The following is a 17,169-nucleotide window of genomic DNA, read 5'->3' on the forward strand; positions in this document are numbered from 1 at the left end:
CACCATTTTACTGGCGACGCGCGGCGTTTTTAAGTCCGCGCGTCTTCGAGTTCGCGCAAGTTTGCGAGCGTCAGATCTCGTCGAGCTTGCGGCCGGCGAGCGCGCGGCGAATGCCCTTGTTCATGCGGCGAGCGGCGAATTCGTCGGTGCCTTCGGCGAGCTTTTTGGTGGCCGCTTCGATCGCGCCGGCGTCGTCGCTTTGCGCCACGTCGCGCAAGCCGTTCAGCAGCGCGTCCAGATCGGCGCGTTCGCTGTCGTCGAGCAGTTCGGCGTCGGCGGCGAGCGCCGCGTCGGTCGCCTCGATCAGGCGCCGCGCCTCAACTTGCGCCTCACGCAGCGCGCGGGCGCGCATGTCCACTTCGGCGGTCGAGAAGCTGTCCTCCAGCATGCGGGCGATGTCGTCGTCAGCGAGACCGTACGACGGCTTCACGACCACCGACGCCTCCACGCCCGAGCCCAGCTCCCGCGCGAACACGGACAGCAGGCCGTCCGCATCCACCTGATAGGTCACGCGGATGCGCGCGGCGCCCGCCGCCATCGGCGGAATGCCGCGCAGCTCGAAGCGCGCGAGCGAGCGGCAGTCGCTGACGAGCTCGCGCTCGCCTTGCACGACGTGGATCGCCATCGCCGTCTGGCCGTCCTTGAAGGTGGTGAAATCCTGCGCGCGCGCGACCGGAATGGTCGAGTTGCGCGGAATGATTTTCTCGGTCAGGCCGCCCATCGTCTCCACGCCGAGCGAGAGCGGGATCACGTCGAGCAGCAGCCAGTCGTCGCCGTCCGCGCCGCGGTTGCCCGCGAGCAGGTCCGCCTGGATCGCCGCGCCCAGCGCGACGACCTGATCGGGGTCGAGATTGGTGAGCGGCGGCTGGCCGAAGAACGCTTCGACCGCGCGGCGGATCACCGGCATGCGCGTCGCGCCGCCGACCAGCACCACGCCCTTGATCTCCTTCGTCGTGACCTTGGCGTCGCGCAGCGCTTTCTTCGTCGGGCCGAACGTGCGTTGCACGAGCGACTGCGTGACGGCCTCGAAAGTCGCCTCGTCAATCGTCAGATCGAGCTTCACGCCGTTGGAAAGCGTCACGGCGAGGGTAGCCTCGCGCACGTCCGACAGCGCCTCCTTGATCGTGCGCACGCTGTCAAGCAGCAGCCGCACGTCTTCCGGAGCGAGCGAATGCGGCGCGATGCCCGCCTGCTGAAGCACGTGGCGATACAACGCGTGGTCGAAATCGTCGCCGCCGAGCGCCGAGTCGCCGCCCGCCGCCAGCACTTCGAACACGCCCTTGGTGAGCTTGAGGATCGACAGGTCGAAGGTGCCGCCGCCCAGGTCGTAGACGGCGTACAGGCCTTCCGAGCCGTTGTCGAGGCCATAGGCGATGGCCGCCGCGGTCGGCTCGTTCAGAAGGCGCAGCACGTTCAGGCCGGCGAGGCGCGCGGCGTCCTTGGTCGCCTGGCGCTGCGCTTCGTCGAAGTAGGCCGGCACGGTGATCACCGCGCCGACCAGCTCGTCGCCGAGCGTGTCTTCGGCGCGCTGGCGCAGCGTCGCGAGAATTTCCGCCGACACTTCGACCGGGCTCTTCACGCCGTCGACGGTGCGGATCTGCACCATGCCGGGCGCGTCGACGAAATCGTACGGCGCGTTTTCGGCGCCTTCCACTTCCGCCTTGCCGCGGCCCATGAACCGCTTGACCGACACGATCGTATTGCGCGGATCGCTCGCCGCCTCGGCCTTGGCCGTGCGGCCGATGCGCCGGCCGCCGTTCTCGAGGTAGCGCACCACCGAGGGCAGCAGCACGTGGCCGTCCTCGTCGGGCAGCACGTCGGGCACGCCGCTGCGCACGGCGGCGACGAGAGAGTTGGTCGTGCCGAGATCGATACCGACCGCCAGACGCCGCTGGTGGGGCGCCGGCGCCATGCCGGGTTCGGAGATTTGCAGTAAGGCCATCTGGATCTTCTCGAAGCCGCGAGGCCCCGTCCTGAATTTTGCGTTGCTGGATGTAATGCCAAAGCCGCAGTCAAAGCCACGCGCGCGCTCGCGGAAGCGCTGCGCCGACCGGCGTTCGCCTAGCTCTCGAGCCGCTCGATCTGCGAGCCGGTTTCCGACGCCACCCGCTCGATGAACATCAACTGCCGCACGGCCTCGCCCGCCGCCTGGTTCGCGCCGCTGTCGAGCAACGCGCTGAGCTTCTCGAAACGCACGCGCTCTTCATCGCGCAGTTCCGCGAGCAACGCGTCGAGCGCATCGACGTTTTTCGCCGCCGCGGCGTCTTCGATGCTTTCGCGCCATTCCATCTGCTGCATCAGAAACGCCGGCTCCATGGCCGTGTTGTCGTGCGCGCCGATGTCGATGCCGCGCAGATGCAACAGATAGGTCGCGCGCTTGAGCGGATCGCGCAGCGTCTGATACGCCTCGTTCGCGCGCGTCGCCCATTGCATCGCGATACGTTTTTGCGCGTCGCCGGCCGCGGCGAAGCGATCGGGATGCACTTGCGCCTGCACCGAGCGATACGCGTGATCGAGCGCGGCCGGATCGAGCGCGAATTGCGCCGGCAGACCAAAGAGGTCGAAGTGGCTATCGTTTAGCGAGGCCATCGAGTGAGAAATTTTCCATTCCTTCAGAAAACGCGCGCCAGTGCGCGTCGGTGCAATACCGGCCTGCCATGTCGCGCGGCAAACTAAAAAGGCGGCCCGCGCCGCCTTTGGTCCGCTGCACGCGGAGGTGTCCCGTTAGACGCGGAACGACTCGCCGCAACCGCACTCGTCCTTCACGTTCGGATTGTTGAACTTGAAGCCCTCGTTCAGACCTTCGCGCGCGAAATCGAGCTCGGTTCCGTCGATATAAGCGAGGCTCTTCGGGTCGACAACGATCTTCACGCCGTTGCATTCGAACACCTGGTCCTCGGGCGCGAGTTCGTCCACATATTCGAGCTTGTAGGCCAAGCCGGAGCAGCCGGTGGTGCGCACGCCAAGACGCAGGCCCACGCCTTTGCCGCGACGGGTCAGATACTTCTGCACGTGCTGTGCTGCCTTTTCGGTCAACGTAATTGCCATAGCGTTTCTCATTGCGCGGTGCATGCGAATGCACCGCTACCCTGCCTGCATCAAATATCGCTCGCGCCTGACGGTGCCTTCGCGTCAACCGCGTGGCACCGCGCGCTTTCCTTCGGTTTCACCGACCGCTCGTCGACGCCCAGCCTCAGGCGTGCTGCTTGTCGCTTTCTGCAACCGCTTCGCCGTGACGCTGCTTGTAGTCGGCGACCGCTGCCTTGATCGCGTCTTCCGCGAGAATCGAGCAGTGGATCTTTACCGGCGGCAGCGCGAGTTCCTCGGCGATCTGCGTGTTCTTGATCGACATCGCTTCGTCGAGCGTCTTGCCCTTCACCCACTCGGTGACGAGCGAGCTCGACGCAATCGCCGAACCGCAGCCGTACGTCTTGAACTTCGCGTCTTCGATGATGCCGTCCGCGCCCACGCGGATCTGCAGCTTCATCACGTCGCCACAGGCGGGCGCGCCGACCATGCCGGTGCCGACCGCGTCGTCGTCCTTCGAGAACGAGCCGACATTGCGCGGGTTTTCGTAGTGGTCCAGAACCTTGTCGCTATAAGCCATGATCAAACTCCTTGATTCGTTTCAATCTGCGTGTTTCGTTGATTGCGCAATTCCGTGCGCGATAGTTTCGACGACCCGGCGCGTCAGTGCGCTGCCCACTGGATGGTCGAAATATCAATGCCGTCCTGATGCATTTCCCACAGCGGCGACAGATCGCGCAGCTTGGCAATTTTCGTCTTCAGCAGATTGATCACGTAGTCCACGTCCTGCTCGGTCGTGAAGCGGCCCACCGTGAAGCGGATCGAGCTGTGCGCGAGTTCGTCGTTACGCCCGAGTGCGCGCAATACATACGACGGTTCGAGCGACGCCGACGTGCACGCCGAACCCGACGACACTGCCACGTCCTTCACCGCCATGATCAGCGATTCGCCTTCGACGAAATTGAAGCTGATGTTCAGGTTGTGCGGCACACGCTTTTCCATGTCGCCGTTCACATACACTTCTTCGATCTCCGACAGGCCGCGCAGCAAACGGTCGCGCAGCATGCGAATGCGCTCGTTTTCGGTGGCCATTTCTTCGCGCGCGATGCGAAACGCCTCGCCCATGCCGACGATCTGGTGCGTGGCCAGCGTGCCCGAACGCATGCCGCGCTCGTGACCGCCGCCGTGCATCTGCGCTTCGATGCGCACGCGCGGCTTGCGGCGCACGTACAGCGCGCCGATGCCCTTCGGACCATACGTCTTGTGCGCCGAGAAGGACATGAGGTCGACCTTCAGCTTTTGCAGATCGATATCGATCTTGCCGGTGGCCTGCGCCGCGTCCACGTGGAAAATGATGCCCTTTTCGCGGGTGATGTCGCCGATCGCCTCGATGTCCTGAATCACGCCGATTTCGTTGTTCACCGACATGACCGACACGAGAATCGTGTCCGGGCGGATCGCCGCCTTGAACTTTTCCAGGTCGATCAGACCGTCTTCCTTCACGTCCAGATAGGTGACTTCGAAGCCTTCGCGCTCCAGCTCGCGGCAGGTGTCGAGCACGGCCTTGTGCTCGGTCTTCACCGTGATGATGTGCTTGCCCTTGCTCTTGTAAAAGTGCGCCGCGCCCTTGATGGCGAGGTTGTCCGACTCCGTCGCGCCCGAGGTCCAGATGATTTCGCGCGGATCGGCGTTCACCAGCGCCGCGACGTTCTCGCGCGCTTCCTCGACCGCGCGCTCCGCCGTCCAGCCATACGAATGGCTGCGCGACGCGGGGTTGCCGAACTGCTCGCGCAGATACGGAATCATCTTGTCCACCACGCGCGGATCGACCGGGGTCGTGGCGCTGTAGTCCATGTAAATGGGCAGGTGGGGAATCTCGTTGTTCATCTATCGCTCCGGGGGACGTCGTGTGCTCTGGCTTCTGAATTCGTTCGCGCTGCGGTCATGCCGCGCCGCGTCTTACGAACCGGCCATATTGAAAACGGAATTGGGACCTTTCGGCGCGACGCGGACCGGCTCCACCGCCGGCGCCTCGCTGCGCCTGTCGCGCAAAACCGCGGGTGCGCCTTCGCGCGAACGCTGCTGATCGACCAGATCTTTCAGCGAGACCGAATCCAGGTACTCGACCATTTTCTGGTTCAGCGTGGACCACAGCTCATGGGTCATGCAATGGCCGTCGTGCTGCTTCGTGCCTTCGCACGAGCCCTTGCCGCCGCATTGCGTGGCGTCGAGCGGCTCGTCCACCGCAATGATGATGTCGGCCACCGTCACGTCTTCGGGACGGCGCGCGAGATTGTAGCCGCCGCCCGGTCCGCGCACGGACTCGACGATTTCATGACGACGCAGCTTGCCAAACAGCTGCTCGAGGTACGACAGGGAGATGTGTTGGCGCTGGCTGATACCCGCAAGCGTCACCGGGCCCTGCTCCTGGCGCAAAGCCAGGTCGATCATCGCCGTGACGGCGAACCGGCCTTTCGTGGTGAGTCTCATATGTATGGGGAACCGCTATTCTCGACAAGTTTTGTCAAGTATAAATACATGAGCGATTTAGTCAAGTATCCCTGCCGCGATTCGGGTCATTGCCTTGCACGCCGCGGCGCCCTTTGCAGCGGCGCGGACAACCTAGCCCATCAATTGGGGGCGGAGTGCCGCGATGAGGCCGCGGCAGGCCGCCTCGCACTGGTCCAGTACCTGTTCGAAACCTTCCGCGCCGCCGAAATAGGGATCGACGACCTCGCGGGCGCCGCTCCAGCGCTCGTCGCTTTCCGGCACGAACTCCATCAGAAGGCGGATCTTGTCCTGCTGCTCCGGCGGGCACACGAGCCGCAGCGCGGCGACGTTCTTGTCGTCCATCGCGATCAGCAGGTCGAAGCGGTCGAAGTCGATGTCCGCGATCTGGCGCCCCCGCAGCGCCGCGAGGTCATACCCGCGGCCACGTGCGGCGTGCTGCGCGCGCTCGTCCGGTGGCTGGCCGATATGCCAGTCGCCGGTGCCGGCCGAGTCGATCAGAATGCGCTCCGCAAGCTTCGCTTCTTCGACGAGACGGCGCATCACGCCTTCCGCGGTCGGCGAACGGCAGATGTTCCCGAGGCAGACAAAGCAGATGGACACAGTTTTCATCGAAGGCTTCTTGTCGCGCTCTGGCGCGCAGTGAAGTGCGAAGGACGGCAACAACGCGACGTCCGCCGCGCGGTGCCGCGATTATACAAAGGCGCGCAAAATCGCGCCGGACGGGCTGCGCGGCATTCACCGCGGGCTGCGGCGGTTTGGGGCTCCGACGAATTCACGACGCTTGCGGCAGCGGCAGCGCCGTAACCGCGCGCAACGGCTTTGCCGCGGCGGATGAGGCATCGTCGATCATGCCGTACGATACCGCCCGCGCGAGTTCCGCGGTCAATTGGTCGGCGGCGAGCGGAGCCTGCGCGCCGCGCGCCGCGACGTCGTCGGAAATCTGCAGATACCCTGCCGCCGCGAGTCCCGCGACGAGTGCGAGAGGCCAGTACACCGCTATTGTCTTTTTCATGATGTCGTTCTTCCAGAGGATGGCTAGCCAGCTCATCGCTCACTATGCCCATCACGAATGCTATAGAAAACGACAATCAGGAAAAACCCGCTGCGGCGCGAAACAGCGTTGCCTCAAATGGAACAGTGAGGGATGCGAGCCGCATGGGCGCCCGGCCCCGCTCTGCCTGGCACGAAAAATAAGTCCTTACAAAAGCATACAAAGCTCGCGCGACAGATGCGCATAATTGCGGTCTCATAGCTATGAAACCTTCTGCCTCGGGCTTGAAATGAAACGCTTTGCACCCCTTGCCGGTGTTGCCGCCGCCGCAGTCACTGCTCTGCTGGGCGGCTGTGCCGTCTATCCGGACGGCACCCCAATGTACAGCAACGGCTACAGCACGTACGACAGCTACGACGCGTACGGCGTGCCGGTCGTCCCGCAGACCAACGTCTATATGGGCTATAGCAATTATTACGGTCCCGGCTATTACGACGGTCCGGGGCACTACTACGGGCCGGGTCCGGGGTATCGGGGCTATCCGGGGCGCCCGTATCACGACGGGGACAACGGCAATCGCGGCGGAAACGGCGGCTGGCATGGTCAGCCGAGCGGCGGTCCACCGCCGCAGGGCGCGGTGGCGGGTCCACGCGGACCCAGCGGATCGAATGCACCGCGGCCGGGCGCCGCACCTCCGCCGGCGCCGGCACCCGCGCCGCAGGCGGGCGGGGGTGGCGGCAGCCGCGGCGGTGGTGCTCCGGTGGCAAGAGGGTATCCGAATCGGCCCTCGGGCGGACCGACGGATCATTGAGACGGCGCTTCAGTGGCGTGCAGCAGACGCGTGCTGTAGTGGCGCACGGCGCTGTGCATCGAGGCGCGTACCAAGGCAAAGTTCGCGACACTCCTAGCAAGACCGCCGCAGTTGCGCCCACCAGCCGGCCCTCAGTTTCAGCCAATATGGCTGCGCTGAGCGGCGTATAACTCCCTGAACGTGCGGCCCACCGGCGCGGGCATGTCGCGCGTGTCGGTCCAGCCGGCGCCGCCCAAAGGCAGCTTCGCAATCGAACGGCTTTTGCCGCCCATGCGCTCCAGCACCCTGACGGCGAGCTTCGTGACAAGCGCATAAGCGTCCGGATGCATCGCCAGAAAGCCCCATACGGCGAGGCCGGCCCGCTCCTTCCATGGACGCAGCCGCCGTTCGACCTGCTTCTCGCGCAACTTGCGCAGCAGGTCGGATAACGGAATGCCCACCGGACACACGCTGTTGCACTCGCCGCATAGGGTGGCCGCTTGCGGCAGGTCCAGCGCCTTGTCCAGTCCGACATAGCTCGGCGTCAACACAGAGCCCATCGGGCCCGGATACACCCAGCCATAAGCGTGGCCGCCCACCTTCTGATATACCGGGCAATGATTCATGCACGCGCCGCAGCGGATACAGCGCAGCATCTCCTGAAAATCACCGCCGATGAGCCCGGTGCGCCCGCCGTCGACGAGCACCACATACATATGCTCCGGCCCGTCCTGGTCGCCCTCGCCTCGCGGGCCGGTCAGCACGGAAAAATAGTTGGACGTGGTCTGACCCGTCGCCGAGCGCGGCAACAGGCGCATGGCTGTCGCAAGGTCCTCGAGCGTGGGCAACACTTTCTCGATGCCCGTCACGGCAACATTCACGCGCGGCATGACCGTGCACATGCCTTCGTTGCCCTCGTTGGTGACGAGCACGACGGAGCCGGTCTCCGCGATCACGAAGTTGCCGCCCGTCACGCCCATGTCCGCGCTCATGAAGTGCGGCCGCAGCACCTGCCGCGCTTCGAGCGTCATGTCCGGAATCTCGGTGAGACGCGGCCGGCCATGCGTTTTGGCGAAGAGGTCGGCAATCTCGTCCTTATCCTTATGGACGACCGGCGCGATGATGTGGCTCGGCGGCTCGTTGCCGTTGATCTGCAGAATGTATTCGCCGAGATCGGTCTCGATGGATTGCACGCCCAGTTGCCCGAGCACTTCGTTCAGGCGCATTTCCTCGGTGACCATCGATTTCGTCTTGATCACCTTCCTGACCTCGTGCCGGCGGGCAATGTCGCCGACGAGCCGCGCGGCTTCCTGCGTGGTCTCCGCAAACAGCACCGTAACGCCGCGCCGGGTCGCTTCGCGCTCGAAGGTCTCGAGCCACACGTCCAGGTTTTCCAGCGCGCGGTTACGGCGCTCCTTGAGCGCGGCGCGCGTGGCCGGGAAGTCGATGGCCGTCAGCGCCGCGGCGCGCGCCGACACGAACTTCGTGGAAAGCTTGGTCAGGTTCTGCTGCAGCCGCTGGTCGGCAAGCTTCTGACCGGCGCGCGCCTTGAACTGCATCGATTGGATTTGCATGGCGATTCCCTCACACGTCGCCGGCCAGCACCTGCGCGATATGCAGCACGCGCGTGGCGGTATCGCCGGTGCGCCTCAGGCGCCCTTCTATATTGAGCATGCAGCCGAGATCGCCGAGCACCACCGCGCCGGCGCCGCTCTCGCGGATGTTGGCGCATTTTTCGTCGACGATCGCCGTGGAAATGTCGCCGTACTTGACCGCAAAGGTGCCGCCGAAGCCGCAGCAATGCTCGCAGCCCTTCATTTCCGTCACCGCCACGCCCACCTGCGCGAGCAGTTCGCGCGGCTGCGCCTTCACGCCAAGCTCGCGCAGCCCGGAACACGAATCGTGATAGGTCACCTTGTCGGAGAACTCGCCCGGCTGCAACTGCACCTTCGCCACGTTGACAAGGAAGTCGGTCAGCTCGAAGACCTTGGCGCGCAACCGGCCGAAGCGGTTCATCAGCTCGGGATCGTCGGCGAAAAGATCGCCGTAATGCGCGCGAATCATGCCGCCGCACGAGCCTGACGGCACCACGACATAGTCGAACTGCTCGAACTCGCGCAGGGTTTTCTCGGCCAGGTCGCGGGCAATGCGCCGCTCGCCCGAGTTGTACGCGGGCTGGCCGCAGCAGGTTTGCGCAGGCGGCACCACCACATCAAAACCGGCGCCTTCGAGCAGCTTGATCACCGAAAAACCGATTTCGGGCCGCATCAGGTCGATCAGGCAGGTGACGAACAATCCGACTCGCATGAGCCCTCCTCCGGGAAAACGTCCCTGATTATCCGCTGTTTGGCGCACAATACCAACGCCCGGAAGGCATAGGACGAATGCGCGTGCAAATTCGAGGCGCGGCTCCAACTGCGTTCGCTTTTTTCACGATACGAGATACAATCAATTTTCCGCTGTTTGACGCGTCAATTGATCCCTCTTATGAGCGACACGAACCCGGATCCCAAAACCTCGATCCAGGTGATCGAACGCATGATGCGCCTGCTCGACGCACTCGCGGCGCATAGCGACCCGGTCAGCCTGAAAGAACTCGCCATCCGCACGGAGCTGCATCCGTCCACCGCGCACCGTATCCTGAACGATATGGTGATGTGCCGCCTCGTCGACCGCTCCGATCCCGGTACCTACCGGCTCGGCATGCGCCTGCTCGAACTCGGCAATCTCGTGAAGGCGCGGCTGTCCGTGCGCGACGCAGCGCTTACGCCGATGCGCGAGCTGCATCGCCAGACGGGCCAGACCGTGAACCTCTCGGTGCGTCAGGGCGACGAAATCGTCTACATCGAACGCGCCTATTCCGAGCGTTCGGGCATGCAGGTGGTGCGGGCTATCGGCGGGCGGGCGCCGCTGCATCTGACCTCGGTGGGCAAACTCTTTCTCGCCGCCGACGAATCCACCCGCGTGCGCGCCTACGCAACGCGCACGGGCCTCTCGGGCCACACGCAAAACAGCATCACCGATCTCGCCAAGCTCGAGCGCGAACTGTCGCATGTGCGCCAGCAAGCCTGCGCGCGCGATAACGAGGAGCTGGAGCTGGGCGTGCGCTGCATCGCCGCGGGCATTTACGACGACACCGGCAAGCTGGTCGCCGGTTTGTCGCTCTCGGCGCCCGCTGACCGCCTGCAGGATTCCTGGCTCGGTCAGCTCAGCCAGACCGCGCTGGTCATTTCGGAGGCGCTAGGCTATCGGCCGCAAGCTTCGCAGGATCATGGCCGGCATCATCCGAATTCGCACGCGTGACGCGTGAGGCGCACGGCAAATCGCAGCGCCTGAGAAGCAAAAAGCCCCGCGTATGCGGGGCTTTTTATTTGCCGCGGCGGCCTTAGACAAGCGACCGCGCGCGCAACACGTCAGCACGCGTTCAGGTGCCCGGGCCGCTCGCATCGGCGCTCGTAATACGCGGCTGATCGCCACCGTTGTCGAGCCACGTGCGCAGGCGCGTCGCATCCGCGAAACGCGAGTACTTGCCCGACGAATCGAGCAGCACCATCACCATCGGCCGGCCGTGAATGTTGGCTTGCATCACAAGGCATTCACCCGCTTCGTTGATGAAGCCGGTCTTTTGCAGGCCGATGTCCCACGTCGGGTTGCGCACCAGCGCATTCGTGCTGTTGTACGCCAGCGTGCGCTTGCCGGTGTAGACCTCGTAGCTGTGATCCGTCGAGAACTTGCGAATCAACGGATACTGATACGCCGCGTTCACCATCTTCACGAGATCGCGCGCGCTCGACACGTTCTGGCTCGTCAAACCGGTCGGGTTTTCAAAGTGCGTGTCGGTCATGCCGAGTTGCCGCGCTTTGGCGTTCATCGCCGCGAGGAAAGCCGGGCGGCCGCCCGGGTAGTAGCGCGACAGCGCCGCCGCGGCGCGGTTTTCCGACGCCATCAGCGCGATATGCAGCATGTCTTCGCGCGAGAGCACCGAGCCGACCGACAGGCGCGAGCCGGTGTTCTTCTCGTAGTCGCGGTCTTCGTCCGTCACTTCGAGCTGGTCGGACATCGGCTCTTTCGAATCGAGCACGACCATCGCGGTCATCAGCTTGGTGATGGACGCGATGGGCACGACGGCGCGCGAGTTCTTGTCGAAGAGCGGCTCGCCGGTGTTCTGGTCGACCACGTACGCGACGCTCGAGCGCAACATCAGCGCGTCGGGCGTCTCGTGAAGGCCGAACGCCTGGCCGACGCTCGGCTGGCGCGGCTCATACGCGACGCGCCGCATCACCGAGTGATGACGGCCGTTCGAGGTATAGGTCACGCGCTTGCGCTTGACGCTCGCGCGGGGCGCGTCGTCTTCCGCGGCTGCGCTCTTCGCGACCTGGCCGGCTTTCGCAGCCTTGCCCGATACCTTGGCGGCAGCGGCGGGCTTCTTGCCGGCCTTGGCGTGCTTCGAGGTTTTTGCGGCTGCGGCCGGTGTCGCGGCAAAAGTGCTCACTGGCGTGGCAAGCGCCGCCGCAAGGACCATGGAGGCGGCTACCGACAGCGCGGTGCTGCGCGCCGCGCCGTGGATCACTTTCAGCGACGAAAACATGTCGGTTTTCATGGGTGTTCTGTAGGGAGCGGCGAGAGGTTTCCGCAAGTGTAGTAAAACAACGAAAAATTAGCAATTTGAAGCACTTATGGGCGCTCCTTAAACCAGCTTGTAAGCTCCGATCGCAAAAACGCAAATAAGTGCCGCGCCTCGATCGATAAAAACAATCAAAGCGCTGTGCCTCGCCGCAACCGCCACCCTCGAAGGGGTGCGGTCCCTTCAGCATAACGGCAATATCGAGACAACCTTGATGAGGGGAAACACGACTCCCGCGCGAACCGATGTCCCGCGCGGCGCGCGCCGGGCCGGCAATCCCGGCGGCGCGCGCGATGTTAAACACCCGCTGCAATCCGCAGACGCGCATTCGACTCGCATCGTCGATTAACGTTCCGTGACACTTTATGGTTTACATCAATTCGCTTCGGCGCCGACCTTTTGTTAAATAGACACCCGCGAGTTTTTTTGCGGCGCAGTGCGGCGAGGCAAAAAATGCGTCGACGACCAGGAATAAACTACCGTTTCCCGCTTTGACGCCTCACCGCGACGGTCAATTCTGCCGCGTCACGCCCGTGTCATGCACTTCGCATAAGCTATTGTTTTCTAAGCGGTTTCTTAAAATTGTGCAATGCACAAAAACGCTTGACATTCTTGCGCGTCATCCTAAAATAGAACCCATTGCTGCGATGCACAATACATCGCGGTCCGGGCAGACGAATTTGTGCGTCTCGCCACCACCCAATGCGGTCCGCAAAGATCGGCCGCGATCCAGGAGCGTAAACCATGACTCTGCTGACCCCCGAGCAATTTGCTGCAGCCCAGAAAGCCAACTTTGAAACGCTGTTCGGCCTGACCACCAAGGCATTCGAAGGCGTCGAAAAGCTCGTCGAACTGAACCTGCAAGTCGTGAAATCGACGCTCGCGGAAAGCCAGGAAAATGCCCAGCGCGCGCTGTCGGTGAAAGACGCGCAAGAGCTGCTGGCACTGCAAGCTAGCCTCGCCCAGCCGGTCGCTGAAAAGGCGCTGTCGTATGGCCGTCACGTGTACGAAATCGTCTCGGCCACGCAAGGCGAGTTCGCCCGCGTAGCGGAAGCGCAATTCGAAGAGCAGAACCGCAAGGTCCAGTCGCTCGTCGAAAACGTCGCGAAGAATGCACCGGCCGGTTCGGAAACCGCCGTCGCCGTGATCAAGTCGGCCATCACCGCCGCCAACACGACGTACGAAACGGTTCACAAGGCCACCAAGCAGGCTGTCGAAATCGCCGAAAGCAATTTCAATGCAGCCGCTACGGCCGCATCGAAGGCAGCTTCGCAAGCCGCTGCACAAGCATCGCGCTCGGCCAAGAAGCCGGTCTAAGTTTCCGGTTCTCTTGTGAGGCCTCGCTTGCGGGGCCTCGCCTCAAGCCAGATTCAGGCATCGTCCACGCCGGCCCAGCTTCCCGCTGCGCCGGCGTTGTTGTAAGCAACAGCGTCGTGCCTTTGCCGCTCGCACGGTTCCAATTGGCCGAACGCTCCGATACGTCGAACGGCGTATCGTTTGCCCGGCGAAGCGCCGGGATTTTTTTGTGCCGCGCTTTGTGGCGTGTTTTGCGTCGCTTGCCGCTGGACGCTTCGCGGGGCGCTTTCAGCTTCTCACAATGCTTGTCAGGCGGGGCTCGCTGCTCGCCTGCAATCCTGCGGCACACAGATCCCGCTCGTTGTTGCATATAAAAACGGCGCGCCCCGCAAAGGGCGCACCGTTTTCTTCAGCGCCATCCGCACGGATGCGGATGAGCCACACGCGTTACTTCTTTTTCTGCGGCGGCAAGTCGGTGCACACGCCTTCGTACAACTCGGCAGCCATACCGATCGATTCGCCGAGCGTCGGGTGCGGGTGGATCGTCTTGCCGATATCCGTTGCGTCCGCACCCATTTCGACGGCGAGGCACACTTCGCTGATCAGATCGCCCGCATTCAGACCGACGATACCGCCGCCGATCACGCGATGCGTTTCCTCGTCGAACAGCAGCTTGGTGAAGCCTTCGTCGCGCCCGTTGGCAATGGCGCGGCCCGAAGCGGCCCACGGGAACACCGCCTTGCCGTACTTGATGCCGGCCGCCTTCAGCTGGTCTTCCGTCTTGCCGGCCCACGCCACTTCAGGATCGGTGTAAGCCACCGACGGAATCTGGATTGCGTCGAAGTACGCCTTCTCGCCGTGCGCCGCTTCCGCCGCGACGTGGCCTTCGTGCACGGCCTTGTGCGCGAGCATCGGCTGACCGACGATATCGCCGATCGCGAAGATGTGCGGCACGTTCGTGCGCATCTGCTTGTCGACGTCGATGAAACCGCGGTCCGTCACGGCCACGCCGGCCTTCTCCGCGCCGATCTTCTTGCCGTTCGGCGTGCGGCCGACCGCTACCAGCACGAGGTCGTAGCGCTGCGCTTCGGCCGGAGCCTTTTCGCCTTCGAACGACACGTAGATGCCGTCCTCTTTCGCTTCCGCCGCCGTGGTTTTGGTCTTCAGCATGACGTTCGCGAAACGCTTGCTGTTGTACTTTTCCCAGACCTTCACGAGGTCGCGGTCGGCGCCGGCCATCAGGCCGTCGAGCATTTCCACGACGTCGATCTGCGCGCCAAGCGTCGCGTACACCGTCGCCATTTCGAGCCCGATGATGCCGCCGCCGATCACCAGCATGCGCTGAGGAATCTGACGCAGCTCGAGCGCGCCGGTCGAATCCACCACGCGCGGGTCTTCCGGAATGAACGGCAGCTTCACCGCCTCGGAACCCGCGGCGATGATCGCCTGCTTGAACCTGACAACCTTTTTGCCGCCTTCGGTCTGCACTTCCATGTGGTTCGGATCGACGAACGCGCCGGTACCCGTTACCACTTCCACCTTGCGCGCCTTGGCCATGCCGGCGAGACCGCCGGTCAGCTTTTTGACCACGCCCGACTTGAAATCGCGCAGCTTGTCGAGATCGATCTGCGGCTTACCGAACGTGATGCCGTGCGAGCCGAGCGTCTCGGCTTCGTCGATCACGAGCGCGGTGTGCAGCAGCGCCTTGGACGGAATACAACCCACGTTCAGACACACGCCGCCCAGCGTCGAATACCGTTCGACGAGCACGGTCTTCATGCCGAGATCGGCGGAACGGAAAGCGGCCGAATAGCCGCCCGGGCCCGAGCCGAGCACGAGCATGTCGCATTCGATGTCCGCGCTGCCGGAGAAACTGCCCGCTTGCGGCGCGGGCGCGGCGGCCTTCGGTGCGGGCGCCGGAGCCGGAGCCGGCGCAGCGGCCTTGGGCGCTTCCTTCGCGGGCGCGGCTGCGCCCGACGTTTCGACGAGCGCGATGACGGTACCTTGCGAGACCTTGTCGCCGGCCTTGATGCGGACTTCCTTGACGGTGCCGGCGGTATCGCTCGGCACTTCCATGGAGGCCTTATCGGACTCGAGCGTCAGCAGCGACTGTTCCTGTTCGATCGTGTCGCCCGGTTTGATATTGACTTCGATGACATCGACGTCCTTGAAGTCGCCGATATCCGGCACTTTTACTTCGACGAGACTCATAGCGTCCCCTTCTTGTGTTGATGGTGGTGCACAAAGAACCCGTATCCTTCCGCCGAAAAGCTGGCAGCGCGGCGGACAGAATCACCCTTTGCCGTCCGCCCAAGCACGCGCCCTTCTTTCGCTTACTTTTCTTTGGAAGACGCCCGCAGGAAGTACCCTTGGAGTGCAAAGAAAAGTAAGTGCCGCCCCGCACAGGGGCAGCGCTAATGGACCGACGTGAAAACAGGTTCTACAGAAGCGCGCGGATCACCGCCAAACACCCAGCAGCGCCCCGCGCAAAAAACACCACAATCAAAGAATCACACGCCGAAAATCGGCAAGAATCGACCCAAGATACGCATTGAACCGCGCAGCCTCAGCACCGTCGATCACACGATGGTCGTACGACAGCGACAGCGGCAGCGTCAGACGCGGCACGAACTGCTTGCCGTCCCACACCGGCTTCATCGCGCCGCGCGACAAACCGAGAATCGCGACTTCGGGTGCGTTGATGATCGGCGTGAAGTTCGTGCCGCCAATGCCGCCCAGCGACGAAATCGAGAAGCAGCCGCCTTGCATCTGATCGGGCTTGAGCTTGCCTTCGCGCGCAGCCTTCGACAGGTCGGTCATTTCCTTCGCGATCTCGACGAGGCCCTTCTTGTCCGCGTCGCGAATCACCGGAACGACGAGACCGTTCGGCGTGTCCGCAGCAAAACCGATGTGGTAGTACTGCTTGAACACGAGGTTGTCGCCGTCGAGGCTCGCGTTGAAGGTCGGGAACTTCTTCAGCGCCGACACGACCGCCTTGATCACGAACGCCAGCATCGTGATCTTCACGCCGGCCTTTTCGTTTTCCTTGTTCAACTGCACGCGCAGCGCTTCGAGCTCGGTGATATCCGCTTCGTCGTTGTTCGTGACGTGCGGGATCATCACCCAGTTGCGGTGCAGGTTCGCGCCGGAAATCTTCTTGATGCGCGACAGCGGCTTGGCCTCGAACGGGCCGAACTTCGAGAAGTCGACCTTCGGCCACGGCAGCAGGTTCAGCTCGCCGCCCGCCGCCGCAGGCGCGGCAGCACCGGCGGGCGCCGCGCGCTGGCCCGTCATGACGCCCTTGATGAACGCGGTGACGTCGGCTTGCGTGATGCGGCCCTTCGGACCCGTGCCCTGCACTTGCGTCACGTCAACGCCCAGTTCGCGCGCGAACTTGCGCACCGAAGGCGAAGCGTGGCTGATGCGGCGCGTGCCGCCCTCGCCTGCAGGAATCAGCGGCGCCTGCGCGAGCGCGGACGGCGAGGCCGGTGCGGGCGACGGCGCGACGGGCGCGTCCGACGGTTTCTCGGCTTCGTGTTTCGGCGCGGCGGCGGGTGCCGGCGCGGGCGCTGCCGCACCGCCTTCGGCTTCCACCACGACGATCACCGAGCCTTCCGACACGGTATCGCCGACCTTGACCTTCACTTCCTTGACGACGCCGGCGGCCGAGCTCGGCACGTCCATGGTCGCCTTGTCGGATTCCAGCGTCACGAGCGACTGCTCTTTCTCGACGCGATCGCCGACCTTCACCGCGACTTCGATCACGGGAATGTCTTTGTAGTCGCCGATATCCGGCACCTTGACTTCCTGCAGGCCACCGCCGCTCGCTGCCGGAGCCGCAGCGGGCGCAGGCGCTGCGGCCGGGGCAGGTGCCGGAGCCGGGGCCGAGGCGGGGGCCGAGGCGGGGGCCGGAGCGGACGCCGCCGCACC

16 protein-coding genes are annotated in these 17,169 nt (G+C 64.0%); 3 read left to right on the forward strand and 13 right to left on the reverse strand.

The genetic code is table 11. The annotated features are described in order from the left end of the window. Positions 1–70: 70 nt before the first annotated feature. The 8 genes from hscA to HV711_RS20875 all read right to left on the reverse strand — a co-directional run bounded on the left by hscA (position 71) and on the right by HV711_RS20875 (position 6,550). Positions 71–1,942 carry a Fe-S protein assembly chaperone HscA gene (gene hscA / locus HV711_RS20840; RefSeq protein WP_035477756.1) on the reverse strand — a complete coding sequence of 624 codons (1,872 nt, stop codon included), beginning with the start codon at positions 1,940–1,942 and terminating at the stop codon, positions 71–73. A gap of 119 nt (positions 1,943–2,061) precedes the next feature. Further along, positions 2,062–2,589, reverse strand: coding sequence for a Fe-S protein assembly co-chaperone HscB (hscB, locus tag HV711_RS20845; RefSeq protein WP_035477754.1), 528 nt, complete (start codon positions 2,587–2,589; stop codon positions 2,062–2,064). A gap of 135 nt (positions 2,590–2,724) precedes the next feature. Further along, the gene (gene iscA / locus HV711_RS20850) at positions 2,725–3,048 is read right to left on the reverse strand and encodes an iron-sulfur cluster assembly protein IscA (RefSeq protein WP_013588922.1); all 324 of its coding nucleotides are present in this window, start codon (positions 3,046–3,048) and stop codon (positions 2,725–2,727) included. A gap of 145 nt (positions 3,049–3,193) precedes the next feature. Beyond that, on the reverse strand, positions 3,194–3,607 hold the full coding sequence (gene iscU / locus HV711_RS20855) for a Fe-S cluster assembly scaffold IscU (protein ID WP_013588923.1): 414 nt from the start codon (positions 3,605–3,607) through the stop codon (positions 3,194–3,196). Between the two features lie 83 nt (positions 3,608–3,690). After that, complete coding sequence (locus HV711_RS20860) at positions 3,691–4,914, reverse strand: IscS subfamily cysteine desulfurase (protein ID WP_013588924.1); 1,224 nt, start codon at positions 4,912–4,914, stop codon at positions 3,691–3,693. 72 nt (positions 4,915–4,986) lie between these two features. Beyond that, entirely contained in the window at positions 4,987–5,517 is a 531-nt protein-coding gene (iscR, locus tag HV711_RS20865; protein ID WP_013338762.1) for a Fe-S cluster assembly transcriptional regulator IscR, read from the reverse strand. A 132-nt stretch (positions 5,518–5,649) separates the two neighbouring features. Further along, positions 5,650–6,147: a low molecular weight protein-tyrosine-phosphatase gene (locus HV711_RS20870; RefSeq protein ID WP_013588925.1), complete on the reverse strand. Its 498-nt coding sequence runs from the start codon at positions 6,145–6,147 to the stop codon at positions 5,650–5,652. A 163-nt stretch (positions 6,148–6,310) separates the two neighbouring features. Further along, complete coding sequence (locus HV711_RS20875; protein WP_013588926.1) at positions 6,311–6,550, reverse strand: hypothetical protein; 240 nt, start codon at positions 6,548–6,550, stop codon at positions 6,311–6,313. A gap of 268 nt (positions 6,551–6,818) precedes the next feature. Here HV711_RS20875 and HV711_RS20880 point away from each other — a divergent pair, with 268 nt between their 5' ends. Beyond that, complete coding sequence (locus HV711_RS20880; RefSeq protein ID WP_028363435.1) at positions 6,819–7,340, forward strand: hypothetical protein; 522 nt, start codon at positions 6,819–6,821, stop codon at positions 7,338–7,340. A 137-nt stretch (positions 7,341–7,477) separates the two neighbouring features. Here the strand turns inward: HV711_RS20880 and HV711_RS20885 are convergent, their stop codons facing one another. Together HV711_RS20885 and HV711_RS20890 are read right to left on the reverse strand one after the other, a co-directional pair. Further along, complete coding sequence (locus HV711_RS20885; protein WP_035477752.1) at positions 7,478–8,893, reverse strand: lactate utilization protein B; 1,416 nt, start codon at positions 8,891–8,893, stop codon at positions 7,478–7,480. Between the two features lie 10 nt (positions 8,894–8,903). Then, the gene (locus tag HV711_RS20890; protein ID WP_013588929.1) at positions 8,904–9,626 is read right to left on the reverse strand and encodes a (Fe-S)-binding protein; all 723 of its coding nucleotides are present in this window, start codon (positions 9,624–9,626) and stop codon (positions 8,904–8,906) included. Between the two features lie 180 nt (positions 9,627–9,806). On the opposite strand from HV711_RS20890, the gene HV711_RS20895 reads away from it, so the two are divergent. Continuing rightward, positions 9,807–10,622 carry an IclR family transcriptional regulator gene (locus HV711_RS20895; RefSeq protein WP_013588930.1) on the forward strand — a complete coding sequence of 272 codons (816 nt, stop codon included), beginning with the start codon at positions 9,807–9,809 and terminating at the stop codon, positions 10,620–10,622. Positions 10,623–10,743: 121 nt separating this feature from the next. Here the strand turns inward: HV711_RS20895 and pbpG are convergent, their stop codons facing one another. Then, the gene (gene pbpG, locus HV711_RS20900) at positions 10,744–11,919 is read right to left on the reverse strand and encodes a D-alanyl-D-alanine endopeptidase (RefSeq protein ID WP_028363438.1); all 1,176 of its coding nucleotides are present in this window, start codon (positions 11,917–11,919) and stop codon (positions 10,744–10,746) included. Positions 11,920–12,687: 768 nt separating this feature from the next. Between pbpG and HV711_RS20905 the strand changes: the two genes are divergently transcribed. Further along, positions 12,688–13,260 (forward strand): phasin family protein, encoded by a 573-nt coding sequence (locus HV711_RS20905; RefSeq protein WP_006051259.1) that lies wholly within the window; start codon positions 12,688–12,690, stop codon positions 13,258–13,260. 426 nt (positions 13,261–13,686) lie between these two features. On the opposite strand, the gene lpdA is transcribed toward HV711_RS20905, so the two are convergent. Together lpdA and aceF are read right to left on the reverse strand one after the other, a co-directional pair. Next, positions 13,687–15,450: a dihydrolipoyl dehydrogenase gene (gene lpdA, locus HV711_RS20910; protein ID WP_035477751.1), complete on the reverse strand. Its 1,764-nt coding sequence runs from the start codon at positions 15,448–15,450 to the stop codon at positions 13,687–13,689. 291 nt (positions 15,451–15,741) lie between these two features. Continuing rightward, positions 15,742–17,169: dihydrolipoyllysine-residue acetyltransferase (gene aceF / locus HV711_RS20915; protein ID WP_175145230.1), on the reverse strand; the 1,428-nt coding region annotated here is incomplete at its 5' end.

The sequence above is a fragment of the Paraburkholderia phenoliruptrix genome (assembly GCF_902859825.1).
Taxonomy (GTDB): domain Bacteria; phylum Pseudomonadota; class Gammaproteobacteria; order Burkholderiales; family Burkholderiaceae; genus Paraburkholderia; species Paraburkholderia phenoliruptrix.